The 22,198-nt window shown below is 37.7% G+C and carries 26 protein-coding genes; all 26 read left to right on the top strand.

All coding sequences use genetic code 11. The features are described from left to right. Window positions 1-2: 2 nt before the first annotated feature. The 26 genes from D3873_RS06950 (at window position 3) to D3873_RS06825 (ending at window position 22,190) form a co-directional block, all read left to right on the top strand. Entirely contained in the window at window positions 3-278 is a 276-nt protein-coding gene (locus D3873_RS06950) for a hypothetical protein (RefSeq protein ID WP_119883375.1), read from the top strand. A 55-nt stretch (window positions 279-333) separates the two neighbouring features. After that, on the top strand, window positions 334-642 hold the full coding sequence (locus D3873_RS06945) for a hypothetical protein (protein ID WP_119883374.1): 309 nt from the start codon (window positions 334-336) through the stop codon (window positions 640-642). Window positions 643-657: 15 nt separating this feature from the next. Beyond that, window positions 658-912: a phage holin gene (locus D3873_RS06940; protein WP_119883373.1), complete on the top strand. Its 255-nt coding sequence runs from the start codon at window positions 658-660 to the stop codon at window positions 910-912. A 1-nt stretch (window position 913) separates the two neighbouring features. Beyond that, window positions 914-1,771 (top strand): peptidoglycan DD-metalloendopeptidase family protein, encoded by an 858-nt coding sequence (locus D3873_RS06935; protein ID WP_119883372.1) that lies wholly within the window; start codon window positions 914-916, stop codon window positions 1,769-1,771. 109 nt (window positions 1,772-1,880) lie between these two features. Continuing rightward, window positions 1,881-3,182: a hypothetical protein gene (locus tag D3873_RS06930; protein WP_119883371.1), complete on the top strand. Its 1,302-nt coding sequence runs from the start codon at window positions 1,881-1,883 to the stop codon at window positions 3,180-3,182. Next, entirely contained in the window at window positions 3,182-3,340 is a 159-nt protein-coding gene (locus D3873_RS13350; RefSeq protein WP_162920157.1) for a hypothetical protein, read from the top strand. Before D3873_RS06930 ends, D3873_RS13350 begins: the two co-directional genes overlap by 1 nt. A gap of 311 nt (window positions 3,341-3,651) precedes the next feature. Further along, the gene (locus D3873_RS06920; RefSeq protein WP_119883369.1) at window positions 3,652-4,011 is read left to right on the top strand and encodes a YolD-like family protein; all 360 of its coding nucleotides are present in this window, start codon (window positions 3,652-3,654) and stop codon (window positions 4,009-4,011) included. 377 nt (window positions 4,012-4,388) lie between these two features. Continuing rightward, the gene (hemW, locus tag D3873_RS06915) at window positions 4,389-5,525 is read left to right on the top strand and encodes a radical SAM family heme chaperone HemW (RefSeq protein ID WP_119883368.1); all 1,137 of its coding nucleotides are present in this window, start codon (window positions 4,389-4,391) and stop codon (window positions 5,523-5,525) included. A 96-nt stretch (window positions 5,526-5,621) separates the two neighbouring features. Then, window positions 5,622-6,659, top strand: coding sequence for a heat-inducible transcriptional repressor HrcA (gene hrcA, locus D3873_RS06910; RefSeq protein WP_119883367.1), 1,038 nt, complete (start codon window positions 5,622-5,624; stop codon window positions 6,657-6,659). 14 nt (window positions 6,660-6,673) lie between these two features. Beyond that, window positions 6,674-7,273 carry a nucleotide exchange factor GrpE gene (grpE, locus tag D3873_RS06905; protein ID WP_119883366.1) on the top strand — a complete coding sequence of 200 codons (600 nt, stop codon included), beginning with the start codon at window positions 6,674-6,676 and terminating at the stop codon, window positions 7,271-7,273. A 27-nt stretch (window positions 7,274-7,300) separates the two neighbouring features. Further along, a complete protein-coding gene (dnaK, locus tag D3873_RS06900) occupies window positions 7,301-9,127 on the top strand; it encodes a molecular chaperone DnaK (protein WP_119883365.1) in 1,827 nt (608 codons plus the stop codon). Between the two features lie 111 nt (window positions 9,128-9,238). Then, window positions 9,239-10,354: a molecular chaperone DnaJ gene (gene dnaJ, locus D3873_RS06895; protein ID WP_119883364.1), complete on the top strand. Its 1,116-nt coding sequence runs from the start codon at window positions 9,239-9,241 to the stop codon at window positions 10,352-10,354. 12 nt (window positions 10,355-10,366) lie between these two features. Continuing rightward, entirely contained in the window at window positions 10,367-11,314 is a 948-nt protein-coding gene (gene prmA, locus D3873_RS06890; RefSeq protein WP_119883363.1) for a 50S ribosomal protein L11 methyltransferase, read from the top strand. Between the two features lie 3 nt (window positions 11,315-11,317). Then, window positions 11,318-12,055, top strand: a complete 738-nt coding sequence (locus D3873_RS06885; RefSeq protein WP_119883362.1) for a 16S rRNA (uracil(1498)-N(3))-methyltransferase — start codon at window positions 11,318-11,320, stop codon at window positions 12,053-12,055. Between the two features lie 14 nt (window positions 12,056-12,069). Further along, window positions 12,070-13,413 (top strand): tRNA (N(6)-L-threonylcarbamoyladenosine(37)-C(2))-methylthiotransferase MtaB, encoded by a 1,344-nt coding sequence (gene mtaB / locus D3873_RS06880; protein ID WP_119883361.1) that lies wholly within the window; start codon window positions 12,070-12,072, stop codon window positions 13,411-13,413. Window positions 13,414-13,467: 54 nt separating this feature from the next. Further along, window positions 13,468-14,139, top strand: a complete 672-nt coding sequence (gene deoC / locus D3873_RS06875; RefSeq protein ID WP_119883360.1) for a deoxyribose-phosphate aldolase — start codon at window positions 13,468-13,470, stop codon at window positions 14,137-14,139. Window positions 14,140-14,240: 101 nt separating this feature from the next. Then, window positions 14,241-14,414, top strand: coding sequence for a 30S ribosomal protein S21 (gene rpsU / locus D3873_RS06870; protein WP_004227078.1), 174 nt, complete (start codon window positions 14,241-14,243; stop codon window positions 14,412-14,414). A gap of 450 nt (window positions 14,415-14,864) precedes the next feature. Next, window positions 14,865-15,542 carry an NfeD family protein gene (locus tag D3873_RS06865; protein ID WP_119883359.1) on the top strand — a complete coding sequence of 226 codons (678 nt, stop codon included), beginning with the start codon at window positions 14,865-14,867 and terminating at the stop codon, window positions 15,540-15,542. Next, window positions 15,539-16,549, top strand: coding sequence for a flotillin-like protein FloA (floA, locus tag D3873_RS06860; protein WP_119883358.1), 1,011 nt, complete (start codon window positions 15,539-15,541; stop codon window positions 16,547-16,549). The genes D3873_RS06865 and floA overlap by 4 nt, the downstream gene beginning before the upstream one ends. A gap of 15 nt (window positions 16,550-16,564) precedes the next feature. Then, the gene (locus D3873_RS06855) at window positions 16,565-16,993 is read left to right on the top strand and encodes a YqfB family membrane protein (protein WP_119883357.1); all 429 of its coding nucleotides are present in this window, start codon (window positions 16,565-16,567) and stop codon (window positions 16,991-16,993) included. Between the two features lie 48 nt (window positions 16,994-17,041). Further along, a complete protein-coding gene (locus D3873_RS06850) occupies window positions 17,042-17,284 on the top strand; it encodes a hypothetical protein (RefSeq protein ID WP_119883356.1) in 243 nt (80 codons plus the stop codon). Then, window positions 17,263-18,252 carry a sporulation protein YqfD gene (locus tag D3873_RS06845; RefSeq protein ID WP_338014640.1) on the top strand — a complete coding sequence of 330 codons (990 nt, stop codon included), beginning with the start codon at window positions 17,263-17,265 and terminating at the stop codon, window positions 18,250-18,252. Before D3873_RS06850 ends, D3873_RS06845 begins: the two co-directional genes overlap by 22 nt. A gap of 2 nt (window positions 18,253-18,254) precedes the next feature. Further along, entirely contained in the window at window positions 18,255-19,217 is a 963-nt protein-coding gene (locus D3873_RS06840; RefSeq protein ID WP_119883354.1) for a PhoH family protein, read from the top strand. A 36-nt stretch (window positions 19,218-19,253) separates the two neighbouring features. Then, window positions 19,254-21,350, top strand: a complete 2,097-nt coding sequence (locus tag D3873_RS06835; protein ID WP_119883353.1) for an HD family phosphohydrolase — start codon at window positions 19,254-19,256, stop codon at window positions 21,348-21,350. Between the two features lie 11 nt (window positions 21,351-21,361). Further along, the gene (gene ybeY / locus D3873_RS06830; protein ID WP_119883352.1) at window positions 21,362-21,835 is read left to right on the top strand and encodes an rRNA maturation RNase YbeY; all 474 of its coding nucleotides are present in this window, start codon (window positions 21,362-21,364) and stop codon (window positions 21,833-21,835) included. Then, window positions 21,825-22,190 (top strand): diacylglycerol kinase family protein, encoded by a 366-nt coding sequence (locus D3873_RS06825; RefSeq protein WP_119883351.1) that lies wholly within the window; start codon window positions 21,825-21,827, stop codon window positions 22,188-22,190. Before ybeY ends, D3873_RS06825 begins: the two co-directional genes overlap by 11 nt. The last annotated feature ends 8 nt before the right edge of the window (window positions 22,191-22,198 follow it).

Here is a 22,198-nt window from a genome sequence, read left to right as displayed (position 1 = left end):
TAATGGCAGGGTGGGGGTTCTTAGAAGATATATTTAGTTTTATTGTATTATCTGTAATTGGATTTACTTTATTGGCAACAATAAGTGTGTTTTCTGAAACAAGAACTGGCAAAAAGACTTCCGGATTAGTGGGAAACACTCTGTACCTAATTACTATTCCATATTTTAAGTTTAAATCGCTTTTTTCTTTTGACGGTAAAAGGAGAATAGAAACGATTGTCTCAATTTTTGGGATAATATTTTTATATGTATTAATGTTTTACTTATTTACACTTTAAATCCAAAGCACCTACTCCATCGAGTAAGTGCTTTTTCTAATGAGGAAGTGATCCGATGACCGTTCAAGAAACAACACAAAGCACTGCCATACACGAAATGACAAAGAGCGTGAACGCACTTAATGTGAATTTCGCAAGGGTAGAAGGCAAGATAGATTCTGCACTTGAGCTCAAAAAAGACGTTGGGTCACTAGGCGAGAAAATCGATCTAACAGACGACATTGCCAAAAAAGCACTCAATTGTGCGGAGAATCTTGATAAACAACTGAACGAATTTAAAACATCCATGAAATGGTCCATCGGTATTATCTTCTCGATAATCACACCGTTAGGGCTATTTATTTTGTCGCAAGTCATTAACTAATAGGAGGTCATTCACATGACGGAAAAAACTAGTGCACCATTCGATAAAGGTATGATCATCCGCACCACTCTATTTGCAGTAGCTATGCTAAATCAATTACTTGTCAACCAGGGGTACTCTCCATTACCCTTTGAAGATGAATCAGTGGAGTATGCCTTAACGTCGACTTTGACAGTAGTAACAGGAATTTGGGCATGGTGGAAGAATAACAACGTGACACGTAAAGCACGAAAAGCCGCACAACTTTCTCAAGTGAAGGAGTTGGAGTAAGATGGCCAACTTCATTAAACCATGTGAGGGGAGAATTACATCCCCATTTGGATGGCGCAATCATCCAATTCGCAAAGTAAGGTCTTGGCATCAAGGAGTCGATATTGCACAAAAGGGCAATGTACCAATTCATGCTGCAGCTGATGGAACTGTTATTCGTGTTGGACCACTCGGAACATACGGAAACATAGTTCTGTTGCGACACAACATTCACGGCAAAACATTTGAAACGAATTACGCTCATTTGCGTGATGGATCTATTCAAGTTAAGGTGGGCCAAAAGGTGAAGCAAGGTGAAGTCATTGCATACATGGGTTCAACGGGTTCATCTACTGCACAACACCTTCATTTTGAAATACACGATGGGAAATGGGCTACTGGACAACCAAATGCAGTGGATCCTGAACTCTATATGGCCATTCCAGAAGTTGTGGAACTACAAGAGAAGTTGAACAAGCTGGGAGCATCATTAGAAGTGGATGGCATAAATGGTTCAAATACATCTGCAGCAGTTAAACAATTTCAAAAGGAACATGATCTAGTTGCGGATGGTAAAGCTGGTCCTGTTACTCTTGGAATAATAGCTGAGCTATTAGCAAAACCTAAAACGGTTACTCCAGGTGTTTACAGAATTAAGACCGGAACATTTGGAAGTGCGAAGTCATTTGCAGAAGCGTTGGAAAAACTAAAAGATAAATTCGGGTGGGTTTTGTATGAGGCTGCAGAATCGTTGGAATATAATCCAAGCTATCGAATTTACACAGGAACTTTCAGTACAAAAGAATCTGTGGAAGAAGCGAGAATGAAAATTGAAGAGGCTTTTGGATGGACGACGTATTTAATTGATGAAACTAAATAACTTATAGCCCTGCTCATTGAGTGGGGCTTTTTTATTTTGTCTAGTTTTGTCGAATATCCCAATTTATTAATAGTTAGTGTCATAATAATCAGAAATTAGGAGGGATTATATGACAGCAGAAATAGGGATTTTAAACAGAACAGGTGTAGCTTTGGCGGCCGATAGTGCAGTTACAATTGGATCCAACTTTTCACAAAAGGTTTATAATTCTGCCAACAAATTATTTTCATTATCCAAACAACATCCCGTCGGTATAATGATCTATGGTTCAGCTAATTTTATGGGTGTGCCTTGGGAGATAATCATTAAGGAATTCAGAAAGAGTCTGAAAATGGAAAAATTTGATTCCTTAGAAGAATATTGTACAAAATTTTTCAGCTATATGATCTCAAATGATGTTCTTCTTTCTCAATACTCAGAATATGCTCAGGTTGAACGAGTATTTAGTTCTTACCTGATTGAGCTTTTGAATAATGTAAATGATACTATACACAATCTTTATACAGAAAAGAAAATCACACCTTCAGAATCAAATGTTGAAGAAGTCATTAGTGAAAAAGTAGAAGAATTAATTAGTGTTTTATCCGAAATAGATACTTTGGGAAATTTTAATGATTCATTCATCCAAGATTTTATAAAGGTTCACTCAACTACTATCAATCAAGTTCTTTCCAGAACAATTTTTATTCCACTGTCTGAAGAAACTTTAAAGAAATTTCACGAATTGGCAACATTATTATTCTCAAAAAATGTGTTTTCTGAACTTGTGTCAGGAATTGTAATTGCTGGTTACGGAGAAAAAGAAGTTTTCCCCTCTATGTTTGAATTTGAGACTGAAGGAATGTTCTGCGGGAAATTTAAATTAATTCAAAAAGGTCATACTGTAATAAGTACTGAAGATAAAGAAGGTACTTCCTCTGCTGCGGTTAGGGCTTTTGCCCAAAGCGAAATGGTACAAATGTTTATGCATGGTATTGCACCTAATATGGAAGATATGATATATAATGGTTTATATAGTACCCTTATTGAAATTTATCCGAATGCCATAAAAGAATCTATTATTCCTGAAATTAATGAAGAACAATTCTCTCGACTATCAGAGTTCGGTGAGGATGTTATGGAATCTTTTGTATCAAACCTTGAAGAGATGAAAAATAGCCAGTTCGTTAGACCGATTGTAAATATAGTAGATATACTTCCAAAAGAAGAGTTGGCTGCTATGGCAGAGGCACTGGTAAATTTAACTTCATTTAAAAGGAAAGTTACTATTGATGCCGAAACAGTTGGGGGACCAATTGACGTCGCAGTTATTACAAAAGGTGACGGCTTTATTTGGATAAAAAGAAAACATTATTTCAAACCTGAATTAAACTATCAATATTTTCAAAACATTGGAAAGGGTGAAAGTTGATGAATATTACAACAACTTATGATGTTAAGAAAAAAGGTTATTTCGATTTACCAATTAACAAAGTTGGCTATTTTGAGCAAAAGAAAGAGGAAGAAAATTTAGGTAAGATTTTAGCTGAAAGAATCCGCAAGGAAATTACAATAAAGTTCAATAAATAATATAGAATTTTTAGCACCCTCACCAGGTGCTTTTCTTTTTGTTGCATAAAGAACGTACGTTCGCATATAATAATAGAAAAAGGAGCGAACATAATGCGAGAACAAATCCGGAAGTGCATGCAGCTGAATCAGATTGTCGAGATGATCTATATGGATAGACGTGGTCAAGTGTCAAAACGTCGCGTGAAAGTTATAAAGATGAACTCCACGTCGTTCCAAGCATTCTGCATGACTAAGAACGCTAAGCGTACATTCCTTATCGATAATGTTCTCGCAATCGCTCCTGTAGTGAAAAGGGAAAGTGTAGTGATATGAGAAAGATTAACCGTGCGCAAACACTACAAGGCGATATTAAAGACCGGGGCAATATTAAATGGACTTCATTATTCCTCCCGGAGCACGTAAAGGCGATGCGTGAATGGCAAGAGGATATTGGTAAGGTCGACAAACCTTTGCTGGATGAATTCGATTTGCAAATGCTGCAGGAAGAATTGGAGATCGCTTTGCAAACACAAAAAGAGGTAAGAATAAGAGAATGGAAAGACGGAGTGTTTGTACTTCATCGAGGAGTTATTGTTGGAGCAAATAGTCAGAAACTAACTTACGAAGATCCTTTCGGGAAGCACGATATTTACGCGACAAATTTAATGGAGATTATGTCGTTGGAATGAGAATGCCCCTATAATTAGGGGCATTTTTGTTTGATTATTTTCGATTAAATTCCACCAATTTGCTATCGTAATTATAGTTACGTTAAAATCCTTTAAGATACACTAAAATATTAACAATGACTAGATCGTCTTATATTTCAATTGTTTCTATTAAATTAAGTTACTTTGTGTTATCGTAAAATACGATAAAATAAACACTTAACACAAGAAGCGTTCATGGCTGTTTTGAAAATGGACGAGGAATAGAGTTAGATTCAATCTATTGTAGAAAAATATGCTAAGATGATAGCGAAGCGAAAGAAGGGGGCACATTGTGCTCTCTTTTTTCCGTATGAAAGATTGTTTTGAATATATAGCAGTAAAGGAGGAATGAGTTCGTGAAAGGAATTTACATACACATTCCATTTTGCCATCAAATTTGTCACTATTGTGATTTCAATAAAGTCTTTTTTGACAAACAACCAGTAGATGACTATTTAAAAAGTGTCTTAATTGAAATAGAACATACCTTACGTGAAAACAAGGAACCACAAAACCTTGAATCTGTTTTTCTTGGTGGGGGAACTCCTACCTCTTTAACCGATCAACAGTTGGGCACGTTATTAGCTGGAATTATTAAGTTAGTTCCAAACGCTGCGTCGCTTGAATGGACATCGGAGGCAAATCCTGATGAACTCACAGCCTCTAAATTAGATATATTAGCGAAGTATGGCGTGAACAGATTAAGTATGGGGGTACAAAGCTTTCAACCACATTTACTCCAAAAACTTGGACGAGTTCATCATAATGAGCAAGTTTTTCAAGCGATTTCATATGCGAAGTCCATTGGGCTATCCAATATTAGTATCGATCTGATGTACGGACTTCCAGATCAAACTCTCGAAGAATGGAGAGAAACAATGGAGATTGCACTTTCATTAGACTTGCCACATTATTCCGCATATTCCTTATTAGTTGAACCTAAAACGGTTTTCTATAATTTATTTCGAAAAGGAAAATTGCCTTTACCAGGTCAAGATTTAGAAGCTACTATGTACGCCGAATTAATGCGTTTTATGGAAGAAAATGAACGCTACCAATATGAAATAAGTAATTTCGGAAAGGAAAATTTTCACTCCATTCATAATTCTATATACTGGAGCAATGAATCGTATGCCGGAATTGGAGCGGGGGCACACGGCTATTTAAATGGAAACCGTTATTCGAATATTGGTCCAATCAAAAAATATATTCAAGCAGTACAGTCTACTAACAACGCCATTCATTCGACACATCTTGTCACAAAAGAAGAGTCTATGGAAGAACAGCTATTTCTTGGACTGAGAATGACAAAAGGTGTATCACTCCGAGAATTTTCGGAGAAATATACTGTTTCTCTTGAAGATGTCTTTGGAGAGACGGTAAACGATTTAACAAACAAAGGCTTGCTCGTTCGAGATGGAGATTACATACAAATTCCTCCGAAAGCACGGTTTATAGCGAATGAAATTTTTAGTCGATTTTTACTTTCCTAAATGGAAGTGTTTTGGTTGACAGTGTGTAGTTGATTTGATAATTTATGTATGAGTATTAGCACTCTAAACAAACGAGTGCTAACAGAGGTGATGATGATGTTAACGAATAGACAGTTGCTCATTTTACAAGTTACCGTGGATGACTTTATTCAATCTGCTCAACCTGTTGGATCAAGACAACTTTCGAAGAAAGAAGAAGTTCCGTTTAGTCCAGCGACTATTCGGAATGAAATGGCCGATTTAGAAGAATTAGGGTTTTTAGAGAAAACGCATACTTCTTCTGGTCGTATTCCGTCACAAAAGGGATATCGCTATTATGTGGATCATTTTTTGTCTCCAACAAGTGTTCCAAAATCAGATATTCAACAAATTCAATCGATTTTTGAAGAAAGATTATTGGAAGCGGAACATATTATCCAACGTACAGCGTTGATTTTATCAGAACTGACAAGCTACACGACCATCTTGTTAGGTCCAGATATGAAAAAATATCGGGTAAAGAAATTTTCGATTGTTCCATTGTCCGGGCAATCTGCAGTAGCCATTATCATTTTAGATACAGGGCACGTGGAAAATCGTTTAGTAGAAATTCCGCAAGGTATTGATGCGAGTGATCTGGAGAAAATGGTCAATATTTTAAATGAGCAGCTTACTGGTGTTCACTTACATGAACTCCAACACGTTTTAGAACGAGAAGCACTTTCATTAATGAAAAAGCATATTGGAAGATATGCTGAATTGTACCAATCTTTATCGACAACTCTTGTTAGTCCTAATGAGGAAAAAGTTTACTACGGTGGAAAAACGAATTTACTACAATATCCGGAATTTCATGACCTACAAAAAGCAACCGGACTGTTTACGTTTATGGATCAATTACCTCAAATAACATCAATGTTTTCTGATACGGAAAAAGGGATGCAAATCCGAATAGGTACAGAGAATAATTTACAGGGAATGGAAGACATAAGTGTCGTATCAGCTAAGTATTCCATTGGAGAAGAGCAACAAGGCACCATTGCCATTATTGGTCCTACTCGAATGGACTACAAACGTGCTGTTTCGATACTCGATTTTATGTCGGGAGATTTATCAAGAGAACTAACCAAACTCTTTAAAGGGTTAAATGGATAAAGGAGGAACTTCTTTTGACGAATGAGCATAAAGATGTCAATCATGAGTGTACTACAAGCTCGGAAGAAGAGTTACGTGAAGTAACAACAGCACAAAGTTTGGACGAAGATTCCATGCAAGTAGAAGATGAAACGTCAGAAAGTTCTCAAGGAGAGCAAGAAGAAGTTTCTGAACTGGACTTAGTGAAAGCGCAATTAGAAGAAGAAACAAACAAACATTTACGTTTACGTGCTGATTTTGATAATTACCGAAAACGGGTCAATTTAGATCGTGAAGCGGCAGAGAAATATAAAAATCAGCAAGTATTACATGAATTACTACCAGTTTTAGATAATTTTGAACGCGCCCTTCAAGTGGATGCTACTTCGGAAGATGCAAAAGCCCTTAAAAAAGGGATTGAAATGGTGTACCAGACGCTCCAAGAAGTGACGAAAAATGCTGGACTTGAACCAATTGATGCTGTAGGGCAACATTTCGATGCACACTCTCATCAACCAGTTATGACGGAAAAAGATGAGGAACAAGAAAGTGGAATCGTGTTACAAGAACTTCAAAAAGGGTATCGTTTAAAGGATCGAGTTATTCGACCATCTATGGTAAAAGTAAACGAATAAAAGCGAATAATTAGGAGGAATTTTAGAATGAGTAAAATTATTGGTATTGATTTAGGAACAACAAATTCATGTGTCGCAATTTTAGAAGGTGGAGAACCAAAAGTAATTCCAAATCCAGAAGGAAATCGTACAACACCTTCCGTCGTAGCATTTAAAAATGGAGAACGTCAAGTTGGGGAAGTTGCAAAGCGTCAGTCCATTACAAATCCAAACACCATTCAATCCGTTAAGCGTCACATGGGGACGGATTATAAAGTAAAAGTGGAAGATAAAGAATATACTCCGCAAGAAGTATCTGCAATGATCCTTCAGTATTTAAAAGGATACGCAGAAGATTATTTAGGAGAAAAAGTGACAAAAGCAGTTATTACTGTACCAGCTTACTTTAATGATGCAGAGCGTCAAGCAACAAAAGACGCAGGACGCATTGCAGGACTTGAAGTAGAGCGTATTATTAACGAACCAACTGCTGCTGCACTTGCTTATGGATTAGATAAAATGGATGAAGACCAAACTATTTTGGTATATGACTTAGGAGGAGGTACGTTTGACGTATCCATCTTAGAACTAGGAGATGGAGTATTTGAAGTACGTTCTACTGCAGGTGACAACCGTTTAGGTGGAGATGACTTTGACCAAGTTTTAATGGATTATTTCGTAGCTGAATTCAAAAAAGAAAACGGAATTGACTTATCAAAAGACAAAATGGCAACGCAACGCTTGAAAGATGCAGCTGAAAAAGCGAAAAAAGACTTGTCTGGTGTAACATCGACGCAAGTATCGTTACCATTCATTACAGCTGGAGAAGCTGGACCATTGCATTTAGAAATGACATTAAGTCGTGCAAAATTTGATGAATTAACAGCTTCATTAGTTGAGCGCACTATGGTACCTACTCGCCAAGCTTTAAAAGATGCTGGATTGTCTTCGTCAAATATCGACAAAGTTATTTTAGTAGGTGGTTCTACTCGTATTCCAGCGGTACAAGAAGCGATTAAAAAAGAAACTGGCAAAGAACCTCACCGTGGTGTAAATCCAGATGAAGTTGTTGCAATGGGTGCTGCAGTTCAAGGTGGGGTTTTAACTGGTGATGTGAAAGATGTTGTTTTACTTGACGTAACGCCTTTATCTCTTGGAATCGAAACAATGGGTGGCGTTTTCACTAAATTAATCGAACGTAATACAACGATTCCGACGTCAAAATCGCAAGTCTTCTCAACCGCAGCTGACAATCAGCCGGCAGTAGACATCCACGTGCTTCAAGGGGAACGCCCAATGGCAGTGGATAATAAAACACTAGGTCGCTTCCAATTAGCGGATATCCCACCAGCTCCACGTGGAGTCCCTCAAATTGAAGTATCATTTGATATCGACAAAAATGGTATTGTAAATGTAAAAGCGAAAGACTTAGGTACAGGCAAAGAGCAAAACATTACAATCCAATCAAATACAGCGTTAACCGATGATGAGATTGAACGTATGGTGAAAGAAGCTGAAGCAAATGCGGAAGCGGATAAGGCGAAAAAAGAAGAAGCTGAATTGAAAAATGAAGCGGATCAATTAGTCTTCATGACAGATAAAACGTTAAATGACTTAGGAGATAAAATCTCTGAAGAAGAAAAACAACCAGCTTTAGATGCAAAAGAAGAGTTAAAAACAGCTTTAGAGTCTGGGAAACTTGAAGACATTCGTTCGAAGAAAGATAAGCTGAACGAGTTAGTTCAACAATTATCGATGAAATTATATGAACAAGCTGCCGCTGAACAACAAGCGGAAGGCGGTTCTGAAAACCCGAATGACGATGGAGTAGTAGACGCTGACTTCGAAGAAGTAAACGACGATTCATCGAAATAATTGGAAAAAGTCAAAGTCAGATTTACGGCTTTGACTTTTTCTCTGTTTTTCTTTCACAACAGGTCATGTTAAAATGAAAGTTATGCTATAGGAATACGGGAGTGTGTCAACATGAATAAAAGAGATTATTATGAAGTGCTTGGACTAACTAAAGGCGCGTCAAAAGAAGAAATTAAAAAAGCGTATCGTAAATTATCGAAACAATACCATCCAGATATTAATAAAGATGAGGAAGCAGTAGAAAAATTTAAAGAAATCGCTGAAGCGTACGAAGTGCTAAGTGATGATCAGAAAAAAGCCCAATATGATCAATTTGGCCATGCTGGTGCCAATCAAGGATTTGGCGGCTTCGGTGGTGCAGAAGGCTTCGGATTTGAAGATATATTTAGTTCGTTTTTTGGAGGTGGAGGTAGACGTAGAGATCCGAATGCCCCTCGAAAAGGGGATGATTTACAATACTCCATGAATATTTCCTTTGAAGAAGCCGTATTTGGAAAAGAAACAGAAATTGAAATTCCAAAAGAAGAAGAATGTGATACGTGTCATGGAAGTGGCGCAAAACCAGGTACGTCTCCTGAAACTTGTCACCACTGCCAAGGCTCAGGACAAATAAACGTCACGCAAGACACGCCATTTGGCCGCATGGTAAACCGTCGCACGTGTAACTACTGTCAAGGAACTGGCAAATTGATTAAAGAAAAATGTTCTACATGTCACGGGCAAGGTACCGTTACAAAACGTAAAAAGATAAAAGTTACGATTCCAGCAGGTGTTGATGATGGTCAGCAGCTTCGCGTGTCGGGTCAAGGTGAGCCTGGTAAAAATGGTGGACCAGCGGGAGACTTATATATCGTGTTCCGTGTTCGTGCACATGAGAAATTTGAGCGTGACGGTGACGACATTTATTTAGAATTAAAAATTACGTTCCCTCAAGCAGCGCTAGGTGATGAAATTGAAGTTCCAACTGTGCATGGAAAAGTTAAGTTGAAGATTCCAGGAGGCACGCAATCAGGTACAAAATTCCGCCTAAAAGGGAAAGGTGTAAAAAATGTTCATGGCTATGGTATGGGAGATCAGCACGTCATTGTAAAAGTTGTAACACCAACAAAGCTTTCGGAAAAACAGAGAGAATTGTTACGTCAATACGCAGAAATTAGTGGAGATATTCCGGAAGAGCAAGGCAGTTCTTTGTTCGAAAAAATTAAACGAACAATTAAAGGCGAATAGGAGTTGGCGAGATTGAAGTGGTCAGAATTATCGATTCATACGACAAATGAAGCAATCGAAGCGGTTTCAAATATTTTACACGAAGCTGGTGCGAGTGGAGTAGTAATTGAAGACTCAGAAGACTTTGCAAAAGAACGAGAAGATATGTTTGGAGAAATATATTCTTTGAATCCAAACGATTTTCCAAGCGAAGGGGTTATTTTAAAAGCGTATTTACCAATGACCAGTTTTCTTGGAGATACAGTTGAAGAGATAAAAATGGCCATTAACAATCTTGTCCAATACGATATAAATTTAGGTCAAAACGTTGTCACCATAAGTGAAGTAAATGAGGAAGAGTGGGCAACCGCTTGGAAAAAATACTATCACCCAGTGAAAATATCGGAAAGATTTACAATTGTTCCAACATGGGAAAATTACGAACCCGTTTCCTCAGACGAACTTATTATTGAATTGGATCCGGGGATGGCTTTTGGTACAGGGACACACCCAACTACTGTCATGTGTCTTCAAGCATTGGAGAAAACCGTAAAACCGGGTGACACAGTATTAGATATAGGGACAGGATCAGGTGTTCTTTCCATTGGAGCTGCATTATTACAAGCTAGAGATGTTCAAGCGTTAGATTTAGATGAAGTTGCGGTGCGCTCTGCAAAACTAAATGTAAAATTGAATAAAGTTCAGAACATTGTTTCAGTCATGCAAGGCAATTTAGTCGAAAAAGTGACAGAACAAGTGGACGTAGCAGTCGCAAATATTTTAGCCGAAGTCATTCAATCATTTGTTGATGAAGCATTTAACATAGTTAAACCTGGTGGATATTACATTACATCTGGAATAATTGGGGCGAAAAAAGAAGATGTAAAAGTGTCTCTTATGGAAGCTGGATTCGAAATAAAAGAAGTGATGATGATGGAAGATTGGGTTGCAATTATTTCATCCAAACCTATGGGAGAATAAGGTATGCAACGATATTTCATTGATCATCCATCGGCAACAGATAGGTTTTCAATCGTTGGAGAAGATGCGAAGCACATTTCAAAAGTAATGAGAATGTCCGTTGGAGACCAAATTATCGTGGTTAACAACGGGAACGCTTACAGAACGGAAATTGACTCCCTTGAAGATCGTGTTGTACATGTAAAAACCATTGCAGCTATTCCTTTCTCAAATGAACTTCCAGTTCACGTTACCATTGCGTGTGGCTTACCAAAAGGAGATAAGCTCGAACTTATTACACAAAAGGCGACCGAGCTAGGCGTTTCGGAAATAATCCCTTTTCAAGCGGAGCGTTCAATTGTAAAATGGGAACCATCTAAATCAACCAAGAAATTAGAGCGCTTGAATCGGATCGCGAAAGAAGCGGCAGAACAATCGCATCGGACTGTCATTCCTACTATCCAAAACGTTCAATCTTTTGGATCTCTTCTAAATCGAGAGGGAAATGATCATCATCTATTTTTTGCATATGAAGAGCAAGCAAAGCGAACAGATAGAACGAGCTTCTCGGAGCATTTGAGAACAATCGATTTCGGTCAATCTATTTTCATTGCCTTTGGTCCTGAAGGCGGTTTTTCGCCGAATGAAGCACAACAATTTATAGCAGCAGGATTTAAACCTATTGCGCTAGGACCTAGAATTCTACGAACAGAAACCGCACCTTTATATGTGCTTTCTGCGATTTCTTATCAATTTGAATGAAAGAGGTGATTACCTTGGCAACAGTTGCATTTCATACATTGGGCTGTAAAGTAAATCACTATGAAACAGAAGCGATTTGGCAATTGTTTCAAGAGGCTGGATACACGCGTGAAGAGTTTGATCATCAATCAGATGTTTACGTAATCAATACGTGTACCGTGACAAACACAGGTGATAAAAAAAGTAGACAAGTTATCCGTCGTGCAGTCCGTCAAAATCCTGACGCGGTTATTTGTGTTACTGGATGTTATGCCCAAACTTCTCCGGCTGAAATCATGGCTATTCCCGGTGTCGACATTGTGGTTGGTACGCAAGATCGAACGAAATTAATCGGCTACATTGAACAATACAAAATGGAGCGTCAACCAATAAATGCAGTCGGTAATATTATGAAAAACCGTGTATATGAAGAATTAGATGTTCCAGCCTTTACGGATCGAACGCGTGCGTCTTTGAAAATTCAAGAAGGATGTAATAACTTTTGCACATTTTGCATCATTCCATGGGCTAGAGGTTTAATGCGCTCACGTGATCCAAAAGAAGTCGTTCGACAAGCACAGCAATTGGTCGATGCTGGATATTTAGAAATTGTTCTAACTGGCATTCACACAGGTGGGTATGGAGAAGATTTAAAAGACTATAATTTGGCGCAGTTATTACGTGATATTGAATCACAAGTTCACGGTTTGAAACGCTTACGAATTAGCTCCATCGAAGCTAGTCAAATTACGGACGAAGTAATTCAAGTTATAAAAGAAAGTACAACAATCGTCCGTCATTTACATATTCCGATACAATCAGGATCTAATACTGTATTGAAACGCATGCGTCGTAAATACACAATGGAATTTTTTGCGGAACGATTAGAAAGATTGAAAGAAATTCTACCAGGGCTTGCGATCACTTCAGACGTCATTGTCGGTTTTCCTGGAGAAACGGAAGAGGAATTTATGGAGACTTATAATTTTATTCGTCACCACGGATTTTCTGAATTACACGTTTTTCCTTATTCGAAACGTACTGGTACTCCAGCTGCCCGTATGGAAGACCAAGTAGAGGAAGAAGTAAAAAATGATCGTGTTCATCGATTGATCGAACTAAATAATCAATTGGCGAAAGAATATGCTTCTCGTTTTGATGGTGAAGTTCTCGAAATCATACCTGAAGAAATGTATAAAGAAGAGCCGAATAAAGGGTTGTATGTAGGATATACCGATAATTATTTGAAAGTAGTCATTCCGGCGACAGAAGAAATGGTTGGGAAATTAGTAAAAGTAAAAATTGATCAAGCAGGATACCCTATTAACTACGGTCAATTTGTACGAGTAATCGATGATACTAAAGCAGTTCCTGTATAGATAAATATCTGGTATGATGAAGAGGTACGTACAACTGTTGAGAGGAAGTAGAATATGACAAAAAATATAGCATCTTTAATAGATCATACTTTATTAAAACCGGAATCTGTTCAATCTCAAGTGGAACAATTATGCGCGGAAGCGAAAGAATACAAATTCGCATCTGTATGTGTGAATCCAACTTGGGTCAAACTTAGTGCTGATTTGTTATCAGGAGCAGACGTAGACGTTTGTACGGTTATTGGATTTCCATTAGGGGCAAATACTCCTGCCGTGAAAGCATTTGAAACGACTGATGCTATTCAAAATGGAGCGACTGAAATTGATATGGTATTAAACGTCAGCGCGATGAAATCAGGAGATTTGGATTTAGTTAAACGTGACATCGAAGCGGTTGTTCAAGCTGCGAAAGGTAAAGCACTTGTGAAAGTAATTCTTGAAACTTGTCTCTTGACGAAAGAAGAAATTACTAAAGCATGCGAACTTTCAAAAGCTGCAGGTGCAGATTTCGTCAAAACTTCTACAGGTTTCTCTACTGGAGGAGCAACTGTTGAGGACGTGAAATTGATGCGTGAAACAGTCGGACCGAATCTAGGTGTGAAAGCTTCTGGAGGCGTTCGCAGCTTGGAGGATGTAAACAAAATGGTGGAAGCTGGAGCTACTCGAATAGGAGCTAGTTCAGGCGTTCAAATTATGCAAGGTTTAACTTCTAACTCAGACTATTAATTCTATTAAACGTATTGACCGCTAAACATTTTTACGTTATAATTTTCTAGTACATGGCAATTGGTCATGTTTTATGAGTGTTCGGAGGGAGGGAAAGAGAGATGTCAAAAACTGTCGTTCGCAAAAACGAATCGCTTGAAGATGCTCTTCGACGCTTCAAACGCACTGTTTCCAAAAGTGGAACAATACAAGAGGTAAGAAAACGTGAGTTTTACGAAAAACCAAGTGTAAAGCGTAAAAAGAAATCAGAAGCTGCGCGTAAACGTAAATGGTAATCGCATATAAACGAACAATGTAAGCTGGGAAATATTTCCCGGCTTATTTTTTTTGTCACAGATGAATAGTTGTGTAGCAGAACCAGCAAGCTATAATTCTAGATACCCCTCCATTTTTTCAAGTGGACGAAATCTCTGCCAAAGAATCGTTCCTATGTGGCGGAAATATTAAGGGAATAAAACGTAAAGATCGCCTTAGATGAAAAATACTATACACATAAAATTTGGACCGCATTGTTACCAGAAGCGCTTGCAACTTTTTCTTTGCCACAAATTTACCGTAAAATTTAGCGTTGTCTTATGAGACAATTTCGTTACTACAAGAAAGATTCTTAAAATGAGTCAATGAAAAGAGTGTTTTCATCGAACGATAATTATTAAAAAATTGAAACTTTTAATCTACATAATCCGTATATACTGTATACATATCGCTAGAAGGGATGTGGTTCAATGGATACGTTACTTTCACCTACTTATTTTGAGTGGGTTACGCATCCAGTAGTTGTCGTTCTCCTATTGACAATCGCGAGCATTTGTTTGACATTAGAACTTTTTTCCCCAGGTTTAGGCATACCAGGAGTAATTGGTTTTTCTGCTTTACTACTATTTTATGTTGGACATGTCGCTACTGGTCACGCAAGCTGGCAAGTCATTATTCTCTTTCTATTAGGCCTGTTTTTATTATTTGCGGAGTTATTCCTACCGGGTGCTATCGCAGGTATAATGGGAATAGGATTAATAATTGTAAGTATATTATTTGCTGGAGCAAGTTTAACGGTTATGACAATTGCCGTGTTAATTGCGCTTGTTGCAGCAATTTTAGGAATGGTGATTATGGTGAAGCTTTTCGGGAAAAACGTGAAATTATTTAACAAAATTATTTTAAATGATGCGACAACGACGGATGCAGGGTATGTCTCAAATATTAATCGCCTAGAATTAATAGGGGAGACTGCTATTGCAATCACTGGATTGAGACCTTCTGGTACTATTATGTGGAACAATGAAAGAATCGATGCAGTTTCAGAAGGAAATTTCATCGAAAAAGGTAGGTCAGTAAAAATACTGAAAGTGGAAGGTTCACGAATTGTTGTACGTGAACTGACGAAAAAGGAGGAAGAAGAATGATTGCTGGTATTACATCAGGTACAGTATTGCTTATACTAGGAATAATTGCTGGCTTTATTGTCTTAACAATTTTCCTAACATTTGTGCCAATTGCATTGTGGATCTCTGCTCTTGCGGCTGGAGTAAGGGTAAGCATTTTTACTTTAGTTGGAATGCGTTTACGAAGAGTTATTCCTTCTAGAATTATTAACCCTTTAATTAAAGCGCATAAGGCGGGTTTACAAGTACAAATCAATCAGTTAGAGAGTCATTATTTAGCAGGTGGTAATGTAGACCGTGTTGTTAATGCTTTAATTGCTGCACACCGAGCGAATATTGAACTAACATTTGAACGAGCAGCTGCAATTGATTTAGCTGGACGTGACGTTTTAGAAGCAGTTCAAATGTCCGTTAATCCAAAAGTTATTGAAACACCATTTATTGCTGGTGTGGCGATGGATGGAATTGAAGTGAAAGCGAAAGCACGTATTACTGTTCGTGCGAACATTGATCGATTAGTAGGGGGAGCGGGCGAAGAGACGATTGTAGCTCGAGTTGGTGAAGGGATTGTTAGTACAATCGGTTCTAGCACAAATCATAAAAAAGTATTAGAAAATCCTGATATGATTTCACAAACGGTTCTTTCTAAAGGCTTAGATTCAGGTACAGCATTTGAAATTCTCTCGATAGACATTGCAGATGTTGACATCGGTAAAAATATTGGTGCAGAACTTCAAACGGAGCAAGCAGAAGCAGATAAAAAGATTGCGCAAGCGAAGGCGGAAGAACGCCGTGCGATGGCAGTTGCAACAGAACAAGAAATGAAAGCTCGAGTTCAAGAAATGAGAGCAAAAGTTGTTGGTGCAGAAGCAGAGGTTCCACTTGCAATGGCGGAAGCATTACGAGAAGGTAACATTGGAATAATGGATTATATGAATTACAAAAATGTTCAAGCGGATACAGGAATGCGTGATTCTATTTCTAAAATTGGTTCTGAGAAAACAACGAATGACGATAAACAAATTTAAAGGAGGGGATTACTAGTGGAAGGATTAATTTTTGTCATTATCGCGGCAATTATTGGTATTGTATCGAATGCAAAAAAAGGCGAATCTTCTACTAGTAAGACGAAACCTTTTGCCAATAAACCTCTTTCTAAAAACACCGTAAGTGACTTAGAAGATTATGTGAAGGATTTTTATGAAGATACATTTGGTGAATCGAAATCGCAAGTGAACAAACCTTCCCCAGTGAAGGAAAAAAAGGTCCAGCCATCAGAAGTTGGTCGCAAAGAGAGAAGTCAAGAAGCTCGGACAGAACGACGCGGAAGACTTTCTCTTCACCAAGAAAGCGAAACGAAATCACCGACAGTAAAACCGAAAAATTCTATTATTCCTAGTACGAAAGAAGAAATTATTCAAGGAATCATTTTTTCAGAAATACTGAGCAAGCCAAAATCAAAACGATCCTAGCATGTACTCCTTTTTCTTGTCATAAGATGAGAAAAAGGGGTTTTTTTAATGGTGAAAAATCTAATACGATTTCCTTCCATTGTACATCTTGAAAATTTTCAGGATATTTCTTTACAAGGTAATATTCAATTGCTGGATGTTGGATCTACACATTGCAAGGTTTTAGTTGATGACGGAGTAATTTCCATTGAAGCGGAGCAAGTGATGGTATCTAGCTGGAAGGATGATACGATGCTCATTAAAGCATCTCAGTTAAAAAAAATACATATGTGGATGGAAGAAAGCTTGTGATAGTAAAGAAAATTCAAAATAACTATAGAATCACTTTCCATTCATCCTATGGAAGGAAACATTTGCAAACATTTCATGAACACAAAATTCCGATTCGTCGTGTTCATATTGCGAATGAAACCATTCACTTTGTTGTCTCGTCTAATGATTACCTAAAAGTAAAAGAATATTTCCATCGACATCATATCACCTTTCAATCAGAAATTATTCCGAAATGGAATTTTCTTCATGTTAGCATTCCTCATCAGCTTGGTTCGTTACTGTTTATCAGTTTGCCTATTATATTTTCGTTGTTTCTATGGGAGATAGAAATAGTAGATGAAGAGTTAGAAAGAAAAGAGGAAATCAGTCAACTATTATCCCAACTCCCGATTAAACAAGGACAACCGTTAACAAATGTACCGAAAGACGATGTTGTGCGTAGAACAATATTATCCAAACATACGGATATCGCCTGGATTCACTTATTTCGTGATGGGGGTAAACTTACGATTCGTATACAATCTTCCCCAGACCCAATTATTACGGCCAATCGTCCTGCAAAACCGAGTGATTTAGTGGCACAAAGAAAGGCGATCGTCTCTTCCTTTAAGTTAAGCAGTGGAGAACGTGTCGTTTCCATGCATGATTCTGTTTCAAAAGGTGAATTATTAGTAAAAGGAACGATTGAAACCCCTGATGGTCCAGCGGTTATTGGGGCAGAAGGAAGTGTATTAGGAGAGTTTTGGATCGAACGATCATTTTCTCTATCAACTAAGCAAAAAATAGTTTCACGAGATCGTTATCTGAATGAAATACTTTTACCGATTATTGCTAAAAATACCATCATGAGCTTAAGTAGCGATGGTGAAATTATACAGGAAAAGGTTTTACACATAGAATGGACAAATGATACAGTTAAAGGAAAGATATTATACTTAGTGAAAGATCGTATTTCATCTTACCGAATTATCTCACAAGGAGACTGACAATGACTGATCAAAACTACACGGAATTACATTTAGAAGATCCAAATGACACGATACAACTAGTCGGTATTTCGGATGCAAATACAACTTTAATTGAAGAAGCTTTTCACGTCCAACTAGTAACAAGAGGCGAAACCATTCGTATTGTTGGGGAAGAAGAAAACCGTTTGACGGCAAAACAAATATTGCTTCAATTAATTCGAGTTATTCGTCGAGGAATACAAATTAACCAACGAGATGTCAGTTCAGCAGTGGAAATGGCTCAAAATGGAACCATTGAATATTTTGCAGAACTCTATGATGAAGAAATTGCCCGTACGACAAAAGGAAAAGCAATACGAGCGAAAACAATTGGTCAGCGAGAATATATTCAAGCCATCCGAAAACACGATTTGGTTTTTGGGATTGGACCTGCTGGTACTGGGAAAACGTATTTAGCGGTTGTATTAGCAACGCAAGCATTAAAAAATGGTGCTGTAAAACGTATTATTTTAACTCGCCCTGCTGTAGAAGCTGGGGAAAGTCTTGGATTTTTACCAGGAGATTTAAAGGAAAAAGTTGATCCTTATTTACGTCCTTTATATGATGCATTGCATGATGTTTTAGGTGCAGAGCAAACGGAACGATTAATTGAACGAGGAACAATTGAGATCGCTCCTTTAGCGTACATGAGAGGAAGAACATTGGACGATGCTTTTGTTATATTGGATGAAGCGCAAAATACAACGAAAGCACAAATGAAGATGTTTTTAACTCGTTTAGGATTTGGTTCGAAAATGGTCATTACTGGTGATAAAACGCAAATTGATTTGCCAAAAGGGGCAGAGTCTGGATTAAAAGTAGCTGAGTCCATTTTAGGAAATGTATCCGATATTCATTTCCAATACTTAGAATCAGCAGATGTCGTTCGACATCCTTTAGTCGGGAAAATTATACAAGCATATGAAGCGCAGCGGTCTGAATAGAACCGCTGTTTTTTCACAAGGAGGTCGACAAAAGCCTTGACAACTAAGCTACCAAATTCGAAGAAGTTTACTCAATCTTCTCTATTCCCAATAATCATTCTTTTTGTCCTAGGTGCTTTTTTATATGGCATTCTATTTACGAATGTGCAAACAGAACAATTTGATATTAAAGCCCTACAACTTTCGAAAGAGACTATACGTGCAGCTAAAACAGTGGAAGATCCTGTGAAAACCGTACAAGAAAAAGAACGAGCTGCTGATGAAGTCGAACCTGTTTACGTATTTGACGAGGATATTGCATCGAATCAATCTGCTTATTTACGGTCATTATTCGAATATGTGCAAGATGCAAAAGTTTCTACAGAGTTTGGAACCGAGAATGAAAAGCTTGAATTTTTAATGAGTAATGTAAACAAACTGGATGAGAATCCAATCTCCTCGGGCTTAACGAAAGAAGATTTACAACAGTTGTTGGAGCTTTCCGAGAGTGAACTTATTACAATGAAAAATGAATTTTCCGATATGGTTTATGCTGCGTTAGATCAACCTTTAATGGAATCAGATAGTTTCGATACAGAGAAGGAGTTAGTAGATTCTGTTAAAGCGAAAAACGAATTCTCTTCAAGCTTAGAATCGACACTCTCAAAATTGATTGAAGGTAGTATTATTCCTACAGAAAATTTCGATGAAGAACAAACAAAAGCAAATAAGCAAGCGGCGATCGATAAAGTGGAGCCAACGAAAATTTTACAAGGACAAGTGTTAGTGCAAGAAGGGGAGTTAATTGATCGAGAAACGTATCGTCAATTAGAATTGCTAGGAATGTTAACGAACCAAGTATCCATGAAGCCGTATATCGGATTGGGTCTCTTTGTATTGTTACTTATTTCGTTTATGTATATGCAATATGTCGTCATGCCGGAGGAGAACTATAGAAATAGAAATCTCTTCATCAGTGCCATCGTATTATTAATTGGTGTAGGACTAATGAAATTACTAAGTGTTCTTTCACACAATTTCGATGTACGAGTTGCTTTTTTATTTCCTACCGCTTTAGTTCCAATGTTATTACTTCATTTATTGTCCGATAAATTTGCGATCTTAATGACAATTCTATCTGCTGCAGCTGCTGGGATCATTTTTCAAGAATCCTACGCATCTATTTTGCAAATGGATATCGCACTTTATTTGTTATTTGGTGGCATTGCATCTATGTATTGGAGCTTGAAAAAAGGGACTTCATCCACTATTTTGAGAACTAGCATGGTGGTAACAATCGTGAATATTGTTTTTGTGACGTTCTACTTGCTAATGAGTTCAAGCAGTTTTGGTTGGTCGGAATGGGCATTTTATCTTGTCGCAGCAATTGCTTCAGGATTTCTCTCAGGAGCACTTACTATCGGCCTGCTACCTTTTTTTGAAACGGTATTTGGAATACTTTCTCCAATGAAGCTGATCGAGTTATCAAATCCAAATCATCCACTCTTGAAAAAAATTTTAGTAGAGACACCAGGAACATATCATCATAGTGTGATGGTGGCGAATTTAGCGGATGCAGCTTGCGAAGCGGTAAGTGCGAACGGATTATTAGCTAGAGTCGGTGCATACTATCATGACATTGGCAAAACAATACGACCAAGATTTTTTATTGAAAATCAAATGGGTGAACTCAATCCACATGATGCGATTTCACCTGAAAAAAGTCGTGATATTATTTTGGCGCATGCAGTGGATGGTGCCAAAATTTTAACTAAACATAAAATGCCAGACGAGATAATTGCTATAGCAAATGAGCATCATGGGACATCCTTACTAAAATACTTTTTTCATAAAGCAAAAGAAGAAGGAAAAGATGTGTCTGAAGCAGAATTTCGTTATGACGGACCGAGACCTAAAACAAGAGAAGCAGCCATCGTGATGGTGGCGGATAGTGTAGAAGCGGCTGTAAGATCGATGAAAAGTCCTTCTCCTGAAAAGATTGAAGGTTTAGTTCAAAAAATTGTGCAAGATAAATTACAAGATGGACAATTTGATGATTGTCCCCTGACATTAAGTGAAATTCACACGGTAGAAAGAGTAATTTGCGAAACATTACATGGAATTTTCCATTCACGCATTGAATATCCCAAATAACGGAGGAAATTATGACAATTGAGATCGATTTTATCGAAGAGCTTGAAATAGCAGAAGAAACCAAACATCTTGTAAGCAAAGTGATTACACACGCAGCAGTGCAAGAGGGGATAAAGGAATTAGCCGAATTGTCGGTGACATTTACGTCAAATGCAGGTATTCAAAAAATTAACGCTGAATATCGAGGGAAAGATAGTGCAACAGATGTTATTTCTTTTGCGATGGAAGAAGGCGACACAATGCCTATACAGGGAATGACTGATATACCTCGAATTTTAGGCGATATCATTATATCTACCGAACGAGCAGTAGAACAAGCAGCAGAATATGGGCATAGCTCAAAACGCGAAATTGCCTTTCTAGCATTACATGGATTTTTACATCTTCTCGGGTATGACCATATGACGGAACAAGAAGAAAAAGTAATGACACGACGTCAAGAGGAAATACTCGAGTCATTAGGGCTTACACGAGATGTGGAGTAAGAAATTTTGGCACGGATTTCACTATGCTTTTGAGGGATTCATTCATGCAGTAAAAACAGAACGAAATTTCCGATTTCATCTAGTCAGTGCTCTTATCGTACTAGTTGTATCTTGGTGGCTTCGTATCTCTTTTTTTGAATGGATAATTGTTATTCTACTGATCACCGGAGTACTGGTATTAGAATTGCTAAACACAGTGTTGGAACGAGTTGTTAATTTAATTATGCCAACCCAGCATCCTCTGGCAAAACAAGCAAAGGATGTCAGTGCCGCTGCAGTCTTTGTATTTGCACTGGCAAGTGCTATAATCGGATTACTCATCTTTTTACCGAAGATTAGTACAATGATAAATTGAGGTGTCTA

The organism is Paenisporosarcina cavernae, from assembly GCF_003595195.1.
Lineage (GTDB): Bacteria > Bacillota > Bacilli > Bacillales_A > Planococcaceae > Paenisporosarcina > Paenisporosarcina cavernae.
Note: the sequence above shows the minus strand (reverse complement) of the source record. Positions and strands in the feature narration are given on the sequence as shown.